This is a genomic window from Bradyrhizobium hipponense (assembly GCF_008123965.1).
Taxonomy (GTDB): domain Bacteria; phylum Pseudomonadota; class Alphaproteobacteria; order Rhizobiales; family Xanthobacteraceae; genus Bradyrhizobium; species Bradyrhizobium hipponense.
Genome location: NZ_VSTH01000110.1, coordinates 1 through 18,667 on the forward strand (window position 1 = coordinate 1; position 18,667 = coordinate 18,667).

An 18,667-nucleotide genomic window follows, 5' to 3' on the forward strand; every position below is an offset into this window, starting at 1 on the left:
ATTCCGCGCCTGTGGCCGAATCTGTCGACCGCGACGCAAACCCAGATTGCTCAAACGATCGCCGCGCTGCTGCGGCGAATGCAAGCTATCCCCGGCACGCCCGGAAGGGGACTGGGTCGTGCTGATCAACTCGAACATCGCTGACGAGCGGCTCACGACCGCACACTGAGCCAAGTACGTGCGGCAGTTATCCGTGAACCGGGTGCGCCAGCATCAGGAGAGCACCGACCTACAGTACCGTCTTGTCGATCGTGCCATCAGTCTGGGCTGGCCGCCTGAGCGCGTTCGCCCGGAATAACCAGGACTGGCATCAGCTTCTCGAACTGTGCTCAGTCTTCGGCGTGCTCATTGCCGATCGTGAGCGGCTTTACGATCCGCACGCACCTACCACGACGGCCTGCTGTTGGGCTTGTCCGGCATCATGAGCGAGGCGGAGTTGCATCAGCTTCGGATGCGCCTTCACCAAGGGGAACGCCAGAAGGCGGCGCCGGGCGAACTGCGCCTGCTCCTACCAGCCGGGCTCGTCTACGATCGAGCGGGCACAATTATTCTCAACCCCACGAGGAGGTGCAGGCCCGTCTTCATCTCGTGTTCGCCAAATTCCGGGAACTGCAAAGCGCTCGCCGTGTGATGCCTTACTTGGACAGGAACGGATTGTCGTTGCCGGTTCGGCCGCTGCTTGGGCCATCTCCACACAAGATCGTCTGGCGTGCGCCAGATAGTGTACGCGTCCTTAGTATCCTTCAAAATCCGGCTTATGCTGGGGCATATGTTTATGGCCGCCGGCAAAAGGATCCGAGCCGATGCCCGCCGGGATCGCTGACGGGAACGGTCAAGGTAGCGATCGCGGATTGGGCGGTTTGCCTGCACCCGCTCACCCAGGCTATATCAGCTGGGAGGAGTTCATGGCCAACCAGGGCCTGGCAGATAATGTCTTCCGCTATGAGGCTGGACACGCTGGCGCACCGCGCAAGGGGGCAGCCCTGTTACAAGGAATTGCAATCTGCGGCCGTTGTGGACGGCGCATGAGCATGCGCTACACGGCCCGAATGCTGACTATCCGGTCTATTGCTGCCGGTCGGATCGGGACCAGCAAGGCAGTGTTCTGTGCCAGGAAGTCCGGGCCTTGGCCGTTGACGCCTTGGTCGACCGGGTGGTCCTCGACGCCCGGGTGCCGGATCAGATTGAGATCGCACTCGCGGCGGCGGGCCAACTGGAGCAGGAGAGCCGTCAGCTCGAGCACCAGTGGGCGTTTCGTGTGGAGCGCGCCCGCTACGAGGCCGAGCCCGCTCGGCGTCAGTATCACGCCGTCGAGCCCGAGAACCGTCTTGTGGCGCGCTCACTTGAGCGGGCTTGGGAAGAGAAGCTGCGTGTCGTCGAGGCGGTCGAGCAGCAGCATGCGCGTGGCGAAGTCGTTCTTGATCAGAAGTGGACCCGAGGTCAGGTGTGGCTCAAGATCGTCTGGCAGACCGGCGCAACCAGCGAGCATCACGTCCAGCGGCGCGTTCACACCTACCGCAATTACATCGACATTGATCGGTTGCGGCAACGGATCGTCGAGTTGAATGCTGAACGCAAAATGGATGGCGAGATCGCGGCGATACACAATCAGGAAGGCGTCGCGGCCCGAGGCCGCGCCTTCAAAGGCGAGAACGTCTGGATACTGCGTACCCGCTGGAGCATTCCAACCGTCAAAATCAATGGCGTGGACAAGAATCCGATGCGCTGGCCCGACGGTAGCTTCTCGATTCAGGGCGCGGCAGACTGAGCTTGGAGTAACCCCGCAAACAATCTTCGATTATTGCGCGCAGGTTGCTGGCAGGTCATCAGTTAGCCAAAGGCCCGCCATGGCAGATCGAGCTCTCAGACAAAAAATCAGTCAGGTTCGCAAGCGGGTGCGACGCACCAAGTGCTCAAAGAAGGAGGCATCATGAAGTCATCGGCTCGGCGAACACGGTGCCCCATTCGGCAACGCTGCGGTTCGAGGTGATCAGCATGGCGCCATTTTCGTAGCGGCGGCTGACCAGCTGGAAGAACAGATGCGCCGCGTCGGGCTCCAGCGGCAGGTAGCCGAGTTCATCGACGATCAGCAGCTTTGGCTTCGCCAGCGCGAGTAATTTCTCGTCCAGGCGCCGCTCACCATGCGCCTTGGCGAGGCCAGCGACCAGCGTCGTCGCGGTGGTGAACTGCACCGTGTAACCGGCCAGGATCGCCTCTCGCCCGAGCGCGATCGACAAGTGCGTCTTACCGACGCCCGACGGACCGAGCAGCAGCACGTTCTCGCCGTTGGCGATCCAACGTGACGCGGCCAGGTCGCGGATCTGTTTCGGATCAATCGACGGCTGCGCCTCGAAGTCGAAGCCCGCAAGCTCCTTCACGGCCGGGAAGTGTGCGAGTTTCAGCGCCATCTCGATGCGGCGATGATCCTTGCGCGCGATCTCGCGCTCGCACAGCAGGATCAGCGTCTCACGCGCCGACAGGCTCGCGCGCGCCGCCTCGTCGAGCAGGTTGTCGAGCTGGTCGCGGATGCCGGAGAGCTGCAACCGCGCCAGCATGGCCTCGAGCCGATCGATTGGTGCTTCGGTAGCCTTCTTTGTGCGCGCCATCAGAAGCTCCCTCCGATCGCTGCTTCGTATTCGGCAAGAGGACGCAACAACGAGGGCAGTGGAGACGACCCCGGCACTGTCGGTGTCGCGTTTGCCGGTCGGCAGACCGCGCCATCGCGACCGGCAACCCCGTCGAGGTGGGCGGAATCGACGATCCGCAGCCGGCGCCCCTCCGATTATTTGCGGACCGCAACCTCGCGCATGCCATGGCGGATGCGCACCTCGCCCGCCGCAACTGTCACCGCCACGCGCTCGCCGATCAGCCGCCACGGCACCGAGTAGCTGTTCGTGTCGATCTCGACGGCGCAATCGTTGCCGACGACGCGGGCCAGTTCGCGCAACGATCCGAACGACGGCTGCCCGCCGAGCGGCTTCAACCGGTGTGCCTCGTCACGCGCAAAGCGAGCGATCGGCGCCTCGCCGGTCGTGCCGTGGATACGCACGTTCGCCACCTCACGCTCCCACTCGGCGAGATGCACCTCGAATGCCACCCAACTCGCGAAGGAATGCCCCGCGATCGCATTCTTCTTCACGTAACCGACGCCATTCTCCGTCTTGCCCTTCGTGCGCGCCCGATACGGTGCGCAGGCGCGAGGACGGAAGCCCCAATGCTTCGCGAACGCGATCAGCTTGTCGTTAAACTGAACCAACCGGCTTACCGCGTCGTGGCGCACCACCAGCGCGCGTGGATTGTCCATCAGCACTTCCTCCGGCACGCCGCCGAAGATCGTAAATGCACTCTCGAGCCCGGCGAACCAGTGCTCTTGCTTCTCGGCCCGGAACGCACGGACATGCAGCCGCCGCGAATGCCCGAGCGTCGCCACGAACACGAATGCTTTGATCTTCACCCCGCCGATCTCGACCAGACGCTCGCCGAAGTCGATCTGCAGCTGCCGGCCCGGGGGCGTTTCGAACCGCGTTGTCGCCAGCGCTTCGGCCTTCAGCGCCTGCCGATAGGGCTGCACGGCGCGTTGCAACGTTCGCCGGCTGACTGCCATGCCTTTTTCGGCCAACAGGTCCTGGCGCACCACATCCGCATTGCCGCGATGCCGAATGAACCTCTCGCGCAGCCAACCCTCGAGGCCATGGAGTCGTTTCGCCCGCTCAGGCGACTTGAACGGCTTCACCCCGCCCGCCGCCACGTAGCCCTTCACCGTGTGATGGCTGCAGCCCAGCTGCCGCGCAATCCGCTTCAGACCCCACCCGCACGCCCTCAGGCGCAACATCTCCGCCACGTCATCCGGCGTCTTCATCACCTGCCCCCGTGGATCAATCCACGACGAGCCTTCCGTGATTCGTTCCTCGTTCATTCGCTCTCTCCTCAGCTATCCAAGGAGGGGGCAATTCCTCGTGACGCCGAGGGGCGCATTGCCTCACTAAAAATGTTACCGGACAACTTCCCTGTCGTGTCTGGGGCGGAGCTGCCGAATCAGTTCGGTGGCGGCTATGGCAGGAAAGATCAGCATGCGCGCAAAGCGCGAGATCACATCAGCGCTGGCCGAGCGGTTATTGGGCGAGCGGGCGGCTCGATAAGGGACGGATCCTAGACGAGCTGTGCGCCGTTACGGGGTGGCATCGCAAGCACGCGATCCGAGCACTGTCAGTGGACGAGGCATCGGGATCGGCCGTGCCGCGGCGACGGGGCCGGACCTGCGCACATTCAATGACTGGGGATCACCTCCGCCAGGGTACTGCGAAGCGGATCTGGTTGCGCACGGCGGCATGTCCGTATCCGGCGCGTTCATTCAGACGCTAACGATGGTGGATATCGCAACGGGGTGGACCGAATGCTTTCCGCTCGTCGTGCGTGAAGCAGCTCTTGTGGTCGAGGCTCTCGAGCGCGCGCAGAATCTATTTCCCTGGCCCGTTCGCGGGCTCGATTTTGACAACGACAGCGCCTTCATGAACGACACGGTCGTGTCGTGGTGCCGCTCTCACGATGTCGAAGTCACTCGTTCCAGGGCCTACAAGAAGAACGATCAGGCATTCGTTGAACAAAAGAATGGGGCTATCGTTCGCCGCCTGGTGGGCTACGGGCGGTTTGAAGGCATTGATGCCGCTCGCACACTAGCTCGCCTGTTTGCGGCGGCGCGGCTGCACATCAATTTCTTCCAGCCCTCGTTTAAGTTGAAGGAGAAGCACCGCGAAGGTGCCAAGGTGATCAAGCGCTATCTTCCTCCCGCTACGCCGTACGAAAGAGCATTGGTCCACCCGAGGCTCAATGAGGCATTCAAACGTCGACTGCGGGAGATTTACCGCACGCTTGATCCGGTGGCATTGCTGGCACAGATGCGGGACGCTCAAAATGAGCTGGGCAAGCGCGTTGATCAGCGGGCTGGAAAGCCAGCGATGACTGTCGCGCCGGTGCAAAGCGACTTGGCCGCGTTTGCCCGAGAGCTCGGCGATGGTTGGAAACAGGGTGTGCAGCGGGGCATTCATCGGCGCCGCTATGTGCGGCGCAAACCTGTGCCGCGTCGGCCATCGATGCTCGACCCCTACATTCCCACCATCGAGGAATGGCTCGCCACGGCTCCGCACTTGTCCGCGGTCGATCTTCTCTCCCGGCTGGAAGCGCATCCGCCCGGTCGGTTCGGCGGCCATCAGCGGCGTACGGTGCAGCGGTTGATGAAGAATTGGCGATCAAAGGCCGCTCGACAGCTCATCAGCAGCACAGAGATCACGCTATCGGTCCAAGCTTCGTCTCTTAGTATCTAATCCCGACAGGATCTTTCGCCGAATCACCGCAAGCCGCTCGCTCGCTCCGGCGCTCTGGAGGGCGCGCTACGCGAGCGGCTTGCTCCGACTCGCGGCAGCCGACCCAGAAGACGCCAGGGTGCGCTTCGGTAACATAAGCTCAGGACCGCCCAGCGTCTCACCAATTTGATCTCGCTCTTTTGCATCCTGAGTTGGCGGGTCTTCTGGATAACGATGCTCAACCGTTCCGCCCCAGACACGCCGCCAACCCTCGCGTTGACTGCGACTGAAATCGGCGTGCTCGATCGCCTCGTCAACGACAAACCAAGAGCAAGACGGAAAACGCTCTCGCACTATCTGATCAAGATCGCCCGGCTCGGTGGTTATCTCGCCCGCGCCAGCGATCCGCCGCCCGGCAATACCGTCATGTGGCGCGGGCTATCACGCCTTACCGACATCGCGCTGGGCGCCATGGTCGGAGGAGAATTTGTGGGTAATTGAAAGGTTCGCTAGACGCTTACAGGAGACAGCGATAACAGATTTCGGTGATGAGCATCGGCTCCGCGTACCGGTAGGTGTTTGACGCCACGTCGTTTGCATTGCCTTGCATTTCAAAAAACCGAAATCACAGCTATCAGCGGCGGCGTCTTTGAGCACGGAGCGCCACAGCCCCCGATCTTCAGCCCGAGGACTATTGCGCCGACTGCTATACCGAAAAGAACGATGCTCCAAAAACGGCGCCTAAATCAGGTTTTTTCCAGGAGCACTGCCCGATGCTGAAAGGCGATGCGGGAGCCGCAACCGACAGCAGTTCCCATGATCCAGAAGACCGCTTTCACGCCGAGATCGAGCCCCGCGACGCCGAATACCATTGGCATCGTGACGCTTGAGAGGTTTACGGCAATCAAACGCATGGCGATCGCATGGCCATGCCGATGTTCAGGCACGAGTCGGTGCATTGTGCTCATTACCATCGGCTGAACGGTGCCCATCGCGATCCCGAGCAGCACCGAGCACGAAGCCATCGCTCCCGCTCCCGGCCGGAAGGGATAGATGCCGAGCAGGAGGGCTGCGCCGAGGATCGTGCCGATGACCGATGCGGGTAAGCCGCGCTCATGCGCGAGAACCGGCAGAATAAATGTGTGCGTGTCGCAGCAAGCAGGCCAGTAGCACGCTCACCATCACAAGGCGCCGGAAAAGCGGAGCGCGCCACGGATCCCACGCCTTCTGATCTCTTTCGGTTTCTTGGGTTTGCTTCAGAGGCCGGTCGGTCACGGGGCGGATCCAAAAGCACAAGCGCTAGGCCGAAAACCGGCCACGCCCACGAGGCAGGGGTTCCCGCCGCACAAGCAACGGATCACAACAGTCATCGGTCGCCTGAAGCCGTGGTCGGCAAACCGCGCCGCAGGCAACGCGATGAGGAGACCTGCGAAAGCGAGAACAGGGCCGTCAGCACTCCCACGACGAGCGCACTGTACCCGGTCCCGAAGGCCAGAAGCGACGCAGTCATGCGCACGCCAGAAAGGCACGCATGCAGGCAGCTATAACCTGCCCCAATGCGCGCGATCTGCTAAGTGAAGCCCCCTACCCGTGGATGAGGGCGCGGTCACTCGGTCGATCAGGTGGAACTGCTGGTCCAATGGACCCGCCATCGATAGCGCGATGCCCGGACGAGCTGCATAAGCCTGCCAATATCAGATGCAGACTCTAAACTGGCCGCGACATCGCACACACATGGGGAGGCATGATGAAGTGGCGGAGATGCAAGCTTCTCGACTCTAGCTTCAAAGTCAGTGGCCCAGCTCATGTCGGCTACGTCTGTGGAACGCATCGTGTTTTAACACTACTTCAACAGTAATTGCGCCTGCGTCTGTCGAATCGCCGACCAACGACGTCTTCTTGATCCTCGAATGACACGCGAAGGTATCGCAATTCCGTCACGGGTTTTCTGAGCAATGCAGGCGGAAGGGAACTTCGCTGACATCATGGCCTGCGTCATGCTGTGATAAGGGGATCAGCCGTGACTCCAGGCGTGTCGAAGCCATTCCATCCCCTTGCAGGTCGGGTCACCATGACGCGTTCAATCTCAGACGGCGCAAAAGCGCCGGGCTGGAGCGACCGGATCACAAGCATCCGCGTATCTTGATTGACCGCGCAAGCGGGGAACCGCTTCCGAGCTCTCTCGTTTTGGCTGTCAGAGCGCCGGCGTGATACTGGCCGCGCGCGAACGTGCTAAAGAACCCATCCTTACGGGAAGGAAATCCTCGTACACGATCGGTTCAAATTGCAAAAAACCCTCCTCGTAGTTCGTCCTCTGTCGACGGCAGTACGCCGCGGCGGCTTGATGCCAGGCCGGCCGCAGTCGCAGAATAACGGAAGAACGCCGGCCCTCGCGACCGCAGTTGGGCCCAATCGTCGGGAAATGAGCTAAAGCGTTCCCGAAAGCTCGGTTTGATAACTTGAGGCATTCGATCCGGCCGCGCCGATTTGAACGTCTCGACGAACAGAGGCGAGTAGCTCATCGTAGAGGCTGCGCCCTTTTGCCGTCAGCGCGACGCCGCGCTGCTCGATTTCGCCAAAGCGTGCGGTGTGCGTACCTGCCGCAGTCTCACCCGTCCAATGCCTGAAGACGATCGGCCCTTCCAGCGCCTTGAAGCTGGTCTGCCTCAGGAGGATCGGACAATTGCGACGCGGCGGCCCCTCTATGACGGCCTTTGGCACAATGCCGCGCCCGGGCATTCCTGCCTGAACGGCATCGAGGTCAAGAGCGCGAGGCAGCCTGGCGCGTAGTTCGGGGTCTTCGATCAATTCGAGCCGAAGCAGGGACGTGAAGACGCGGAAAGGATTGCGACGCAAAGCTTCGTCAGCGATCAGCCGAAAGGCAGTTGAATGAACCGAAACTCCGGCCAGTGAAAAGTCATAATAGCCGATAGGATACATGCCCATGACTGCGAAGAGGCGACGAACGTCGAACAGCTCCTGCGCCGTGTCGAGTCGAACGGCGCCATGCCGCTCGACACCCACCCTCTCGAGTTCGCCGCTCTGCCGGAGTCTCGCACACAACTGAAGATCGCGACGCAGCGTTTCGGCGTTGACTTCGGCGCCAAGCTCCAGGAGCGTCCCGTATTACGGAACCTCCGCGCGATACATGTCCGACATCGCCTGTGAGAACAGGTCGCGAATGTCATCGGGATTTGCCGGCGCCCGGCCATCAGATAGCTCCTTGCTGATTGCTGCCTCCAGGAGAGGCTCACAGGACCATACCGATGTGGTATATCGAGGCGCTGCGCAAGATCAGCACCGCTTCTTTCACTCTTCGCGCCAATCCCAAGGGAGGTACGCTCAACCTCGCGATCTTGCCGATCTTCGGCACGTGCTGGCTGGCGCCTGACTTCCAAAGTTTTTGGCACAGAATCCGGGCATCACGATCAACCTTGCAAACGCGCTTTACGTTTGTCGATTTTGGGAGCGAAGGGCTCGACGCGGCCATCCATTTCGGACCAAGAGATTGGGCAGGGGTTGAGATGGCTTTGTTGCGATCCGAAGAGGTTGTGCCCGCCTGCAGTCCCGAGCTGAAAGATCAGTACGGTTTTCGCGCGCCGGGTGATCTCAACAAGGCCCCCCTGCTCAGCATCTCGACGCGGCACAACGCATGGGCGGGGGGATCTGGACAGACGATCTATTTCGATCAATCTGCGGCGGTCGTTCCGGCCGCGATGGTGGGTGTCGGCGCGGCGCTGCTGCCTACTTTTCTGATCCAGGACGAGTTAACGACCGGCAAACTGGTTCGTGCCCTCGACTTGCCGATGGAAAGCGCCGAGCGATACTATTTGCTGTGGCCGCCCGAACGATCGACCTACCCTCCCCTCATGGTATTCCCCGATTGGTTGGTCGCCGAAACCCTCGCAGATCGCTGACATAATCTAGAGGCAACTGGAAGAAAAGGGTCCGCGGATGGGAGCCACGTCTCACATGTTGTCTTGCCGCGCCCATCGTCGACCGAACATGGCGGCAGAGGTTTACCTGGCGCAACGATATCGAGTCACTTTAATCCCGTGGTCGGGCGGATGATCGAGACTATTCCCGGCGGGAAGTCCGACGAGTTTGCCGAAAACCATCGCCGGCCGCGTGGTACGGGGGCTCATTGTGTAGTGAGGCATCATCTACGACGGCCTACAACGCACTGATAGGGAGCTAGAAGAACAACAGTGACTGTCACCCAACCGTCGTCACCTCCACTCTCGCCCGAGTTGATTGCAAAGTTCAAGAAGATAGTCGGCGAGAAGTACGCGGTAACTGATGCAGCCGACATCGAGCCTTACGTCACCGAGGAGCGCAATCTGTTCCACGGCCGCTCGCCGCTGGTGCTGCGCCCGGGCTCGACCGCGGAAGTCTCCGCAATCTGCAAGCTCGCCTCGGAGCACAAAATCGCGCTGGTGCCGCAGGGCGGCAACACCGGGCTCGTCGGCGGCCAGATGCCGCACAATGGCGAGGTGGTGGTGTCGCTGCGGCGACTCGACAAGATCCGCGAGGTCGACACCGCCTCCAACACCATGACCTGCGAGGCCGGCGTGGTGCTGCAAGTCGCGCAGCAGAAGGCGTCCGGTGTCGACCGGTTGTTTCCGCTCTCGCTCGGCGCCGAGGGCAGCTGCACCATCGGCGGCAATCTCTCCACCAATGCCGGCGGCACCGCCGCGCTCGCCTATGGCGTGGCGCGCGAGATGGCACTGGGGGTGGAGGTGGTACTCGCCGACGGGCGCGTGCTCAACGTGCTGTCCAAGCTGAAGAAGGACAACACCGGCTACAATCTGCACAACCTCTTCATCGGCGCGGAAGGCACGCTCGGCATCATCACGGCGGCGACGCTCAAACTGTTTCCGAAGCCACGGGCGGTCGAGACCGCTTATGTCGGACTGAAATCACCGGCGGCGGCCTTGAAGCTGTTGACGATCGCGCAGGGCGAAGCCGCCAACGCGCTGACGAGCTTTGAATTGCTGTCGGAGATGGCGGTCGACTTCTCGGTGCGCCACGGCATCGACGTGCGCGATCCGCTCCAAGAAACGCATCCCTGGTACGTGCTGATGGAACTGTCTTCTCCGAGCGACGATGCCCGCACGCCGCTGGAGACGATCCTCGGCCGCGCGATGGAAGAGGAGATCGTCGACGACGCCGTGATCGCGGCCAGCCTCGCCCAGCGCAACAATTTCTGGAAGCTGCGCGAGGAAATGTCGGCGGCGCAGAAGCCGGAGGGCGGCTCAATCAAGCACGACATCTCGGTGCCGGTCGTCGCCGTGCCGGCATTCATCGAGGAGGCGAACGCCGCGGTAGTGAAGCTGATCCCCGGCGCGCGGCCGGTTCCGTTCGGTCATCTCGGCGACGGCAATCTGCACTACAATGTCAGCCAGCCGATCGGCGCCAACACGGCCGATTATCTGGCGCGCTGGCACGACGTCAACGCCGTGGTGTTCGAGATCGTGCTGCGCATGGGCGGCTCGATCTCGGCCGAGCACGGCATCGGCGTGCTCAAGCGCGACGAGCTCCCCGAGGTGAAGGACAAGGTTGCGATCGAGTTGATGCGGTCCGTCAAAGCCATGCTCGATCCGCTCGGTATCATGAACCCTGGCAAGGTTCTCTAAGAAGAGCAAACGCGGTGTCCTCTCGACTGCCGCCAGCTTCACCATTCCACAGTTTCGACCGCCTCCGAGATGGCGGCCTCGGGGCTTGTGGTCGCGAGCTGAACCGAGCTATGGCCGTTGTGCCGCTTGCGTTCCGTCAAGTACGGGTGCGAGGCTTGGAGCCAATATCGTCTAAAACAGGCGAACGCTGTCGGTTTGGAAAGAGAGATACACCAAATCGGGCTGGGTAAGCTATCGCCGGATGCGGCCACCTCCTCGAGGCATTGCTACAGATTAGGCCGTCCCGCGCGGATAATGCCCCGGCAGAGGCGCAGAGCGTCGCTGCGATCGGAAGATTTGGGTGAGCTCGTCGCGGAATGGACCGGCAGCCAAGCAGCACCGCCCCAAGCGTGCGGTTTATCCCTGCCTGACGGCCGGAGCAACGTCTCGCCCATGGATCAGCAGGTTACTCATTTCCGGAATGCGCCGCTTCCTCGGTGACGCCTTGATATTTTCCTCCCCACCCACCACAACCAAGTTGCTCGAGACAGTTACTTGAATCAACGTACGCCGCCGAAGATCCGGTCAAGGACATTCTTCTCCTCAACAAGAGTAGCGCCTTTTTCACGCCTTCAGAAGGACGAAAATATCGACTCAATCTGGAGGGCCGTGAGCGTCAGTTACCGTTTCGTAGGCGATTGAGTTACATCGGGACTTCTGCAAGAGCTGCATTCACCGCGGCTCCTTCACGATCATATCGCCATATGCAAGAACCTCACGAGCGGCTCTCAGAGCTACTGCACCACGCTTGCAATAATAGTCTGTCGCGCCGATGCCAGCTTCTGCATTGGCCTTGGCAAAGACGCTGTGGCCGACAGCCACGCTTTCGGAGGATCCAGCCGCCAGACCCAAGCGGTATTTCTGCGGCTTGATCTCTTCGGAGACGCCGCGCTTCACCGGGATTTCCTTGCTTCGATCTTTCTAGTCGAAAGGCCAGCGCAGGCCACCGATGCATGGTGCGCACCAAAAGCCGCAAAATTTTAGCAATTTTTATGTGACTGCGCAGGATTCCACCGAGACCAGGGAGCCGATCATGAAATGGCCGAGAGGGCAGACCGACCCGCCGGCTATCGTTGTAGGCGCTCGGGCACAATTGATTGCAGACCGTGAGCTCCATTCTAACGCATGGCTTTAGCACTGGTCGGGGCAGAGTCTTTTCCGACGGAAATCGCGCGCGGATCGAGCAGGCAGTGCAGGATGGCCGGTTTGCCCGAAGCGAGTGCACACTCGAAAGCTGGCCCGAACTCTTGGGTGCGTTCGACCCGTTCGCCGTAACCGCCGAAAGCCCTGGCGTACAGAGCGAAATCGGGATTTTGTAGCTGCGTACCGATTACGCGGCCCGGATATTCGCGCTCTTGGTGCATGGGAATCGTGCCATATTGGCTGTTGTCAATGAGGATAACAATAATCGCAGCGCTATATCGCACGGCAGTCGAAAATTCTTGCCCGTTCATCAGAAAACATCCGTCGCCGGCGAATGCTACGATGACGCGATCGGGAAATTGGCGTTTCGCCAGCACCGCAGCCGGCATCCCGTAGCCCATCGAGCCTGAAGTCGGTGCAAGCTGCGCTGCGAACGCATGGAATCGATGGTGCCGATGCAGCCACCCGGTATAATTACCGGCGCCATTACAGATGATCGCGTTTGTGGGGAGTCGATCGCGCCACCATGCTACGATCTTGCCATATTGGAAGGGGCCCGGCAGCTCGCGGGGCGTCTCGGTCCACTTTACGTACTCGCAATTAGCTTTCGCGGCTTCGCCCGCCCAGGCGGGAGCAGCCGCCGGCCTGAGTGTATCGACGGCTGAGCAAAGGCGATCGGGCTCGCTTGAATCGCGAGCGTCGGCTGATAAACGCGACCAAGCTCTTCCGCGCCGGGATGCACATGCACCCACCAACTGCTTGGTCGCCGAGGGAACATCGAGCAACGTATACGACAACGATGGCATCTCCGACATCCGGCCGCCGATCAAGAGGATAAGGTCGGCGTCCGTGATACGTGCCTTCAGGCGAGGATCAGGCCCGACGCCCAGATCGCCGGCATAGTTGGGATGACCGGCGTCGAACAGCGACGCGCGGCGAAATGAGGTTGCGACCGGCAGATCGAAGCGCTCCGCAAACCGCGCAATGCGTTTACTTGCCGCCTCATCCCAACCCGATCCACCGAGGATGACGAATGGCGCTTTCGCCTTCGAGAGCAGCATGCCAAGCTGCTCGATGTCCGGCGGCGCAGGCCAGCTTAGCGCCGCGTCCACACTAGGTGCGTCGCTCACAGCGGCCTTTTCGGTCAGTATATTTTCGGGTAGCACAATTACCACGGGGCCGCGGCGGCCCTGCATGGCAACGCGAAAGCCGCGCGCAGCCAGCTCTGGAATGCGATCTGGACGATCGATCTCAACCACCACTTTGCCATGGTGCAAAACACGGCTTTGTAGTCGATCTCCTGAAAGGCCTCGTGCTCGCGCATAGTGCTACCGACCTGTCCGACGAACAGGATCATTGGCGTCGAATGCTGCATCGCAATGTGCACGCCGTGGCTGGCATTGGTCGCGCCAGGACCTCGCGTGACAAAGCAGATGCCGGGCCGGCCCGTGAGCTTGCCATAAGCATCCGCCATCATCGCTGCACCGCCTTCGGCGCGGCAGATCATGACGTCGATATTCGTATCATGCAGCGCGTTGAGCGCTGCGAGATAGCTCTCGCTAGGCACACAAGTCACACGGTCGACGCCTTGCAAGACCAGTTGGTCGATAAGAATCTGGCCGCCAGTTCGCAAATTGGTTTTCGCTTCGCTTGGTTGGTTCATTGTAGTTCCTTTCGGGCAGAGGGAAGCGATTATGGGACGGTCACGATGATGCGCTGTGATCGAGCGTGGCGCCAGAATGTGGACGGCTTCTGTGCAGGCAGAGTGCGGAATGCGCCGAAAGCGTCGTCGCGGGCGCAGTGGTCATCCCACGATCAACAAGCGACGACTTGACGTTGAAAATGCCGACGCCGGGGTGGACCGGGTAGCCCGAGCGGAGCGCATCGATCGTCGCCGCTTCACCGACTTGCGTGGCTAGTGCCGAATCGCTGCAGTATGCTGCGGATTCGCTCGTGCGCCTCCCGCTCCGCGTCGCAGAGTTTAGACTCGCTATGCATCGCGTAGCGCGGCTTGACCTGCCGCTCGGCATTCGACAAAAAGCAGTTGGCGCGTGTGCATCCGGTTTCGAGCCTTGATTGGCGCCCGTGCGCTGGACGCCGTCCTACGCACAAAATATCTTGTGATGAAAAGCGAAATCGGCCGGTTTCTGCTCGCGGTGAATATCTCGGCTAATTTTTCCAGATCGGCGGAGGAATTCCTCGTGAGAATTGACGTGCGGGGCCGTCCAGTTGCTCCCAGCTCAAGTTTTGGGTTTGAACATCCCCGCGTGCGGCTTTAAGCAGAGCAAGCTAGTTAGCTCCGCGAGGCTGAATGTACTCAAGTAGATTTTACCGCCTGCCCTTTTTGCCATAGCGTCGCTATAGCTGGCTGTCGAAGCCGATCAGCGGGCAGAATTGGGATCTTTAATTCGATCGGCGGCTACCACTGCGGCAGTACGCGAAAGAGCCCTATAATCAAGCGCTGCCCAATTGTCGGGCTGGCGGAAAACCGCATATTCGCAACGGGCCTGCCTATCGCAATACGGTTCATCGCGGCACTCGGGCCTTCCCAGAAGGTTGAGCCTGGGGCCAATTGTGCCACGCAGCTGTCGTTGCGGCACCTGGATGCTTTAGGAGTTGCTCTTCACGAGCCGACAGAGACGCACTGCGAAGAAACGTATGAGTGCTCGCGACTCGCTGTCCCAATCGCTCCGCCCAACCCGAGGTCGACGGCTAATTGAGCCGGCCGACCCCGCGAGACGGTGGAAGGTCAGTAATTGACCAGAAGGTCACGCGAGACGCTGCTCAGCGACTTCGCGCCGTTCTCGGTCACGCGGACAGTCTCACTGAAGATGTAACCGTCATCCCTCTCCCAAATGCCGATGAGGACGTGGAAAGTCATGTTGGGTTCAATTACGGTGTGGTCGTCGGCCTGGAAGCTGCCTCCGCCGTCGACCCAATCGATTCCGATGGAGTAACCGCTCCTGGACTCTTTACGTACACCATAAGGTTTAAAGGCGCGCTGGAAAGCTTGCCAAGCATCCGAGCATTTTACTCCCGGCCGTATTACTTCGAGCTGCGCGAGGAAGCCGTCCAATGCGGCTTGATGTAGGTGCCGCGCCCGAGCGGGGGGCTCACCCAAAAATACCGTTCGTGACAAGGCACAGGCATACCGGTGGCGGAAGGCGCCCATCTCGAAATTTGTCTGACAGCCGATCTTATAGCTCGCGTCGGACCACTTGAGATGCGGTGCAGTGGCAGGAGAGCCAACAGGCATAGTTGGAAAGCGGCAAACCCCGCCGGGGAATTCGGGTGTGCCTTTGCACAAAGCATTCATAATGGCGGCGCCTACGTCGCACTCGCGCGCACCGACAGCGATCTCGAGCCGGCCTACCTGCATGGCCCTATCTACGATTTTTCCGGCCTGCTCCATGTAGGCGAGCTCGGCCGGTGACTTTATCGTTTTCTGTTTAGAGATCATGCCATCGGCGTCGACGGACTTCGATAGGTCGAGGTTGCTGGCGAGAGCGGCATGGGCCTTCACTCCAAACATCTTAGCCGTCAGCTCAACCCCGATTCGGTTCGACTTAGTACGCTCGCGGATCAGATTGGCGATCGGCTGCCAGGCCGTCCGCTGGCTCGAGCCAATGTATTTTTCGGGATAAGTGAGAATGCGCGAGTGCGGCAGGTAGGAGCTGGCCGTTGCGCATGTGAAATCCATCTCGCGCAAGATCAACCAAGGATCTTCCTCGTCTTGACACACGAGAGCCAGCTGCGGAACATAATCCGACATTCCGTCATAGCCAGTCAGATAGTTCATATTTGGCTCGTTCAGGACAAGCAGCGTGTCCATGCCGCGCGCCGCCATTTGCTGACGCAGCCGAGTGGTGCGCTCGCGGTATTCCTGTTGACTAAATGCGGGCACGAACAGCGTTCTCCTTGTCAGATTACGTTTGTACGACGGCGATGTACCGCCGTTGCTATACTCGAAAACTTAACATGTGCGGACGCGTAAAAACCGCGAATACCCACGACTTTCGCCCAAATCCTGCATGATACGAGTTTGAAGGTGTTGGATGGTAGACGCAGCGGCGACCCAGGCGCGCGTCGTATCCGCAGCTTAGATTCAACTGCGATGTGCCTCACATTCGCCTGTCCTCGATGAGGGCACCGATTGCTGAGGCAGGCCTGCGGCCCGTTTCCTCATCGCCATTGCCGAGCACACCACAGAACGCGGCTGCCGTTACGAGAGGGGCACCATTCTGCTCACCAGGAGACACCGCGTCCGCGGTGGGGCTCGGTTATAGCGCGACAATCTGACCAGTAAGTGCACTTCATCCTGATCGCCGCGCGGCACGCCCCCCCTTCGTTTGCTTTGGATCACCTTGTTATTAATCCTGCGAACATGATCGGGGTTGTTTAAGAGACGATGGACGCATGGGCTGTTTTAGGAGCTCAAAGTATTTTAGCTATCCAAAAAGGGGCATGGAACGATTGCTCCGCAACGAGTACGGCCGGTCTATGGTCTTCAGTCCGGAGCAAACAACCGCGCCATGCTTGCAGACGTTCGCGATCATCTCGTCGGGCAGATAGTGCCCCGGATTCCGGGTCGCGTCTTGATGACTGGCCGCGATAGGACGAGACGGAAGATTGACGCGGCGCTGAAGGCGAAGATCGCGCTGGAGGCGCTGCGGGAGCATGCGACGGTGGACGATCTGGCGCGGCGCTATCAGGTGCCCCGAACCAGATTTACGCCTCGAAGAAGCAGGTTCTGGATCAGGCAGCGCTGACGTTCGAGAGCGGCAGCGACGACTGCGCAGCCGGGCACGAGCGAGAGATTGAGAAGCTACACGCCAAAATCGGCCAGTTAATCATCGAGCGGGATCTTTAGCGAAGAGGTCCGGAAGATGAGCGCCCGGATCGCCGCGTGCTCGTCGACCGCAACCTTGGAGAGCTGTCGGTGCGCCGGCAGTGCCAGCTGCTCGGCGTCGCCGCTCAAGGGTCTATCGGCCGCGACATGCCGCCATCGACGACGATGGTCCGGTGCTAATGCGGCGGATCGATGAACTGCTCACGAGTTGGCCGTTCCTCGGCTCGCCGCAGGGGGCGGCGGTGCTGCGGGGCGAGAGCCATGCCATCAATCGCCAGCGCGTGCAGCGACTGATGCAAGATGGGGATCGAGGCGCTCGGGCCGAGCCCCGCAACAGCAAGCCCGCCCCGGGGGAACAAGATCTCCCCCTATCTGCTGCGAGGCGTCGCGATCTGGTGCGTCGACATCACCTACAGTGCGCCTCGCTCCGAGAAATTGGGGGGCATATGTTTGGAATGCATTGAGAAAGGAGGAATTTGACGCGCCTGCTTCCTGCTGTGGGGAAGCATAAGCCCAAGCGGCGGTGACCTGCTGTCAACTGGCAGGGTGACGTAGCCCACAGGTAAAGGGCACTGAGGCGAAACCGTTACGCCGAGATGGTTCCTTGAGGCTAAGTATAGGAGGGTTGAGGAACACGAACCGGTTCCGCCGACACGGTTCAGCAGGGGGAAAGCTGAATGGTGTCGAAGGATATGTGGCGGGAGACACCCGAACGCGACCGGAGCGTAGATGTAAGGCGTCTTGCGTGGGCCGAGGGGGAGAACGCAGCCAAACCCGAGGCAACGGCATCGACTTGCAGCAAGCAAGGGAAAAGACTGCGACCGGCAACGTCACCGATGCGCTGGTAGTCCAACATATGAACGAGGCAAGGCATGAGCGGAATGGCAAGGGAGTCGACCCTGATGTCCGTCATGCTGGCAGAGCTCCCATAGTAGTCCGAGGCTGGGAAAGCCGGTCACTGGCGAAGGGGACCAGTTTGACTTGCTTGGAGTGCACGTGATCTAACCTAATGAGGTGAAGACCTTTGATAATCAGTGAAATGCAGCACAAGCTCGCGACGTGGGCGCGGCCGATCAGACCCGCCGGTTTGATCGATTGCTCCGGCTCATCACCGACAGGAATTGGCTTGCTGAGGCGGCCCGAACTGTCCTGGCGTCGAAGGGCGCCAATACACCAGCTCTTGACGGAATGGACAAGCGACGACTTGCTGCTGTTCTGGAGCGCCATCTGGATCGGCTGCGCGTGGCGCTGTTGGACGGCACTTGCCGCCCAACGCCGGTCAAGCGAATCCATATCCCGAAGACCAACGGCAAGTTGGGCATACCGATCCTGCTGGACCGCATCGTCCAGCGGGCGGTGCTGATGGCCATGGAGCCGATCTGGGAGAGCGACTTCCACTCTGGTTCCTACGGCTTCCGTCCCGAACGCAGTGTTCATCACGCGGTTCGTACAGTGAGGATGCAGTCGCAGGATGCCTCTGACTCGAAGGGGCGCTGGATCATCGAAGGTGATCTGGCGAGCTACTTCGACACTGTCCATCATCAGCTGCTCCTGAAATGCGTACGACGTCGCATCAGGAACCTGCGATTCATTGATCTGCTCTGGCGCATTCTCAAAGCCGGTGACGTTGAGCGTGGCTTATTCTTCGCAGCAAGTGAGGGCGTTCCGCAAGGCGGTGTTCTGGCTCCCTGAACGCAAAA

The 18,667-nt window shown here is 60.6% G+C and carries 13 protein-coding genes and 3 pseudogenes; 7 read left to right on the top strand and 9 right to left on the bottom strand.

The genetic code is table 11. The features are described from left to right. Positions 1-630 precede the first annotated feature (630 nt). Positions 631-1,029 (top strand): recombinase family protein, encoded by a 399-nt coding sequence (locus tag FXV83_RS43580; protein ID WP_235940298.1) that lies wholly within the window; start codon positions 631-633, stop codon positions 1,027-1,029. Positions 1,030-1,126: 97 nt separating this feature from the next. Further along, a complete protein-coding gene (locus FXV83_RS43585) occupies positions 1,127-1,768 on the top strand; it encodes a hypothetical protein (RefSeq protein ID WP_210250773.1) in 642 nt (213 codons plus the stop codon). A 163-nt stretch (positions 1,769-1,931) separates the two neighbouring features. On the opposite strand, the pseudogene istB reads toward FXV83_RS43585, so the two are convergent. Continuing rightward, positions 1,932-2,606 (bottom strand): annotated as a pseudogene (gene istB, locus FXV83_RS29650) (IS21-like element helper ATPase IstB); the annotation flags it as partial. Next, positions 2,606-3,916, bottom strand: a pseudogene (gene istA, locus FXV83_RS29655) (IS21 family transposase). The pseudogenes istB and istA, both read right to left, overlap by 1 nt. 412 nt (positions 3,917-4,328) lie before the next feature. Between istA and FXV83_RS29660 the strand changes: the two are divergent. Both FXV83_RS29660 and FXV83_RS29665 read left to right on the top strand, forming a co-directional pair. Beyond that, the gene (locus FXV83_RS29660) at positions 4,329-5,321 is read left to right on the top strand and encodes an integrase catalytic domain-containing protein (RefSeq protein WP_148743142.1); all 993 of its coding nucleotides are present in this window, start codon (positions 4,329-4,331) and stop codon (positions 5,319-5,321) included. Between the two features lie 165 nt (positions 5,322-5,486). After that, positions 5,487-5,801 (top strand): IS4 family transposase, encoded by a 315-nt coding sequence (locus FXV83_RS29665; protein WP_283811733.1) that lies wholly within the window; start codon positions 5,487-5,489, stop codon positions 5,799-5,801. A 245-nt stretch (positions 5,802-6,046) separates the two neighbouring features. Here FXV83_RS29665 and FXV83_RS43590 read toward each other — a convergent pair whose 3' ends face one another. Both FXV83_RS43590 and FXV83_RS29675 read right to left on the bottom strand, forming a co-directional pair. Next, on the bottom strand, positions 6,047-6,436 hold the full coding sequence (locus FXV83_RS43590; protein ID WP_210250775.1) for an MFS transporter: 390 nt from the start codon (positions 6,434-6,436) through the stop codon (positions 6,047-6,049). Between the two features lie 1,088 nt (positions 6,437-7,524). Continuing rightward, positions 7,525-8,459: pseudogene (locus FXV83_RS29675) on the bottom strand (2-oxoadipate dioxygenase/decarboxylase family protein); the annotation flags it as partial. 107 nt (positions 8,460-8,566) lie between these two features. On the opposite strand from FXV83_RS29675, the gene FXV83_RS29680 reads away from it, so the two are divergent. Together FXV83_RS29680 and FXV83_RS29685 are read left to right on the top strand one after the other, a co-directional pair. Then, positions 8,567-9,217: a LysR substrate-binding domain-containing protein gene (locus FXV83_RS29680; RefSeq protein WP_148743143.1), complete on the top strand. Its 651-nt coding sequence runs from the start codon at positions 8,567-8,569 to the stop codon at positions 9,215-9,217. A 291-nt stretch (positions 9,218-9,508) separates the two neighbouring features. Beyond that, on the top strand, positions 9,509-10,936 hold the full coding sequence (locus FXV83_RS29685; protein WP_148743144.1) for an FAD-binding oxidoreductase: 1,428 nt from the start codon (positions 9,509-9,511) through the stop codon (positions 10,934-10,936). A gap of 711 nt (positions 10,937-11,647) precedes the next feature. On the opposite strand, the gene FXV83_RS29690 is transcribed toward FXV83_RS29685, so the two are convergent. The 5 genes from FXV83_RS29690 to FXV83_RS44980 all read right to left on the bottom strand — a co-directional run bounded on the left by FXV83_RS29690 (position 11,648) and on the right by FXV83_RS44980 (position 17,096). Beyond that, the gene (locus FXV83_RS29690; RefSeq protein ID WP_148743145.1) at positions 11,648-11,872 is read right to left on the bottom strand and encodes a hypothetical protein; all 225 of its coding nucleotides are present in this window, start codon (positions 11,870-11,872) and stop codon (positions 11,648-11,650) included. Positions 11,873-12,093: 221 nt separating this feature from the next. Further along, entirely contained in the window at positions 12,094-13,377 is a 1,284-nt protein-coding gene (locus FXV83_RS29695) for a thiamine pyrophosphate-dependent enzyme (protein ID WP_235940292.1), read from the bottom strand. Next, on the bottom strand, positions 13,287-13,781 hold the full coding sequence (locus FXV83_RS44355) for a thiamine pyrophosphate-binding protein (RefSeq protein ID WP_235940294.1): 495 nt from the start codon (positions 13,779-13,781) through the stop codon (positions 13,287-13,289). The genes FXV83_RS29695 and FXV83_RS44355 overlap by 91 nt, the downstream gene beginning before the upstream one ends. A 1,086-nt stretch (positions 13,782-14,867) precedes the next feature. After that, positions 14,868-16,022 carry a M24 family metallopeptidase gene (locus tag FXV83_RS29700; protein WP_148743146.1) on the bottom strand — a complete coding sequence of 385 codons (1,155 nt, stop codon included), beginning with the start codon at positions 16,020-16,022 and terminating at the stop codon, positions 14,868-14,870. Between the two features lie 942 nt (positions 16,023-16,964). Further along, positions 16,965-17,096: a hypothetical protein gene (locus tag FXV83_RS44980; protein ID WP_283811734.1), complete on the bottom strand. Its 132-nt coding sequence runs from the start codon at positions 17,094-17,096 to the stop codon at positions 16,965-16,967. A 930-nt stretch (positions 17,097-18,026) separates the two neighbouring features. Between FXV83_RS44980 and FXV83_RS29705 the strand changes: the two genes are divergently transcribed. Beyond that, positions 18,027-18,659 (top strand): reverse transcriptase domain-containing protein, encoded by a 633-nt coding sequence (locus tag FXV83_RS29705; protein WP_235940295.1) that lies wholly within the window; start codon positions 18,027-18,029, stop codon positions 18,657-18,659. The last annotated feature ends 8 nt before the right edge of the window (positions 18,660-18,667 follow it).

What these genes read in the sequence shown, in the direction of transcription:
- FXV83_RS29660 (WP_148743142.1), top strand. Translation starts at nt 4,329, where the DNA reads ATGTCCGTATCCGGCGCGTTCATTCAGACGCTAACGATGGTGGATATC.
- FXV83_RS44355 (WP_235940294.1), bottom strand. Translation starts at nt 13,781, where the DNA reads ATGAACCAACCAAGCGAAGCGAAAACCAATTTGCGAACTGGCGGCCAG.
- FXV83_RS43580 (WP_235940298.1), top strand. Translation starts at nt 631, where the DNA reads ATGCCTTACTTGGACAGGAACGGATTGTCGTTGCCGGTTCGGCCGCTG.
- FXV83_RS29680 (WP_148743143.1), top strand. Translation starts at nt 8,567, where the DNA reads ATGTGGTATATCGAGGCGCTGCGCAAGATCAGCACCGCTTCTTTCACT.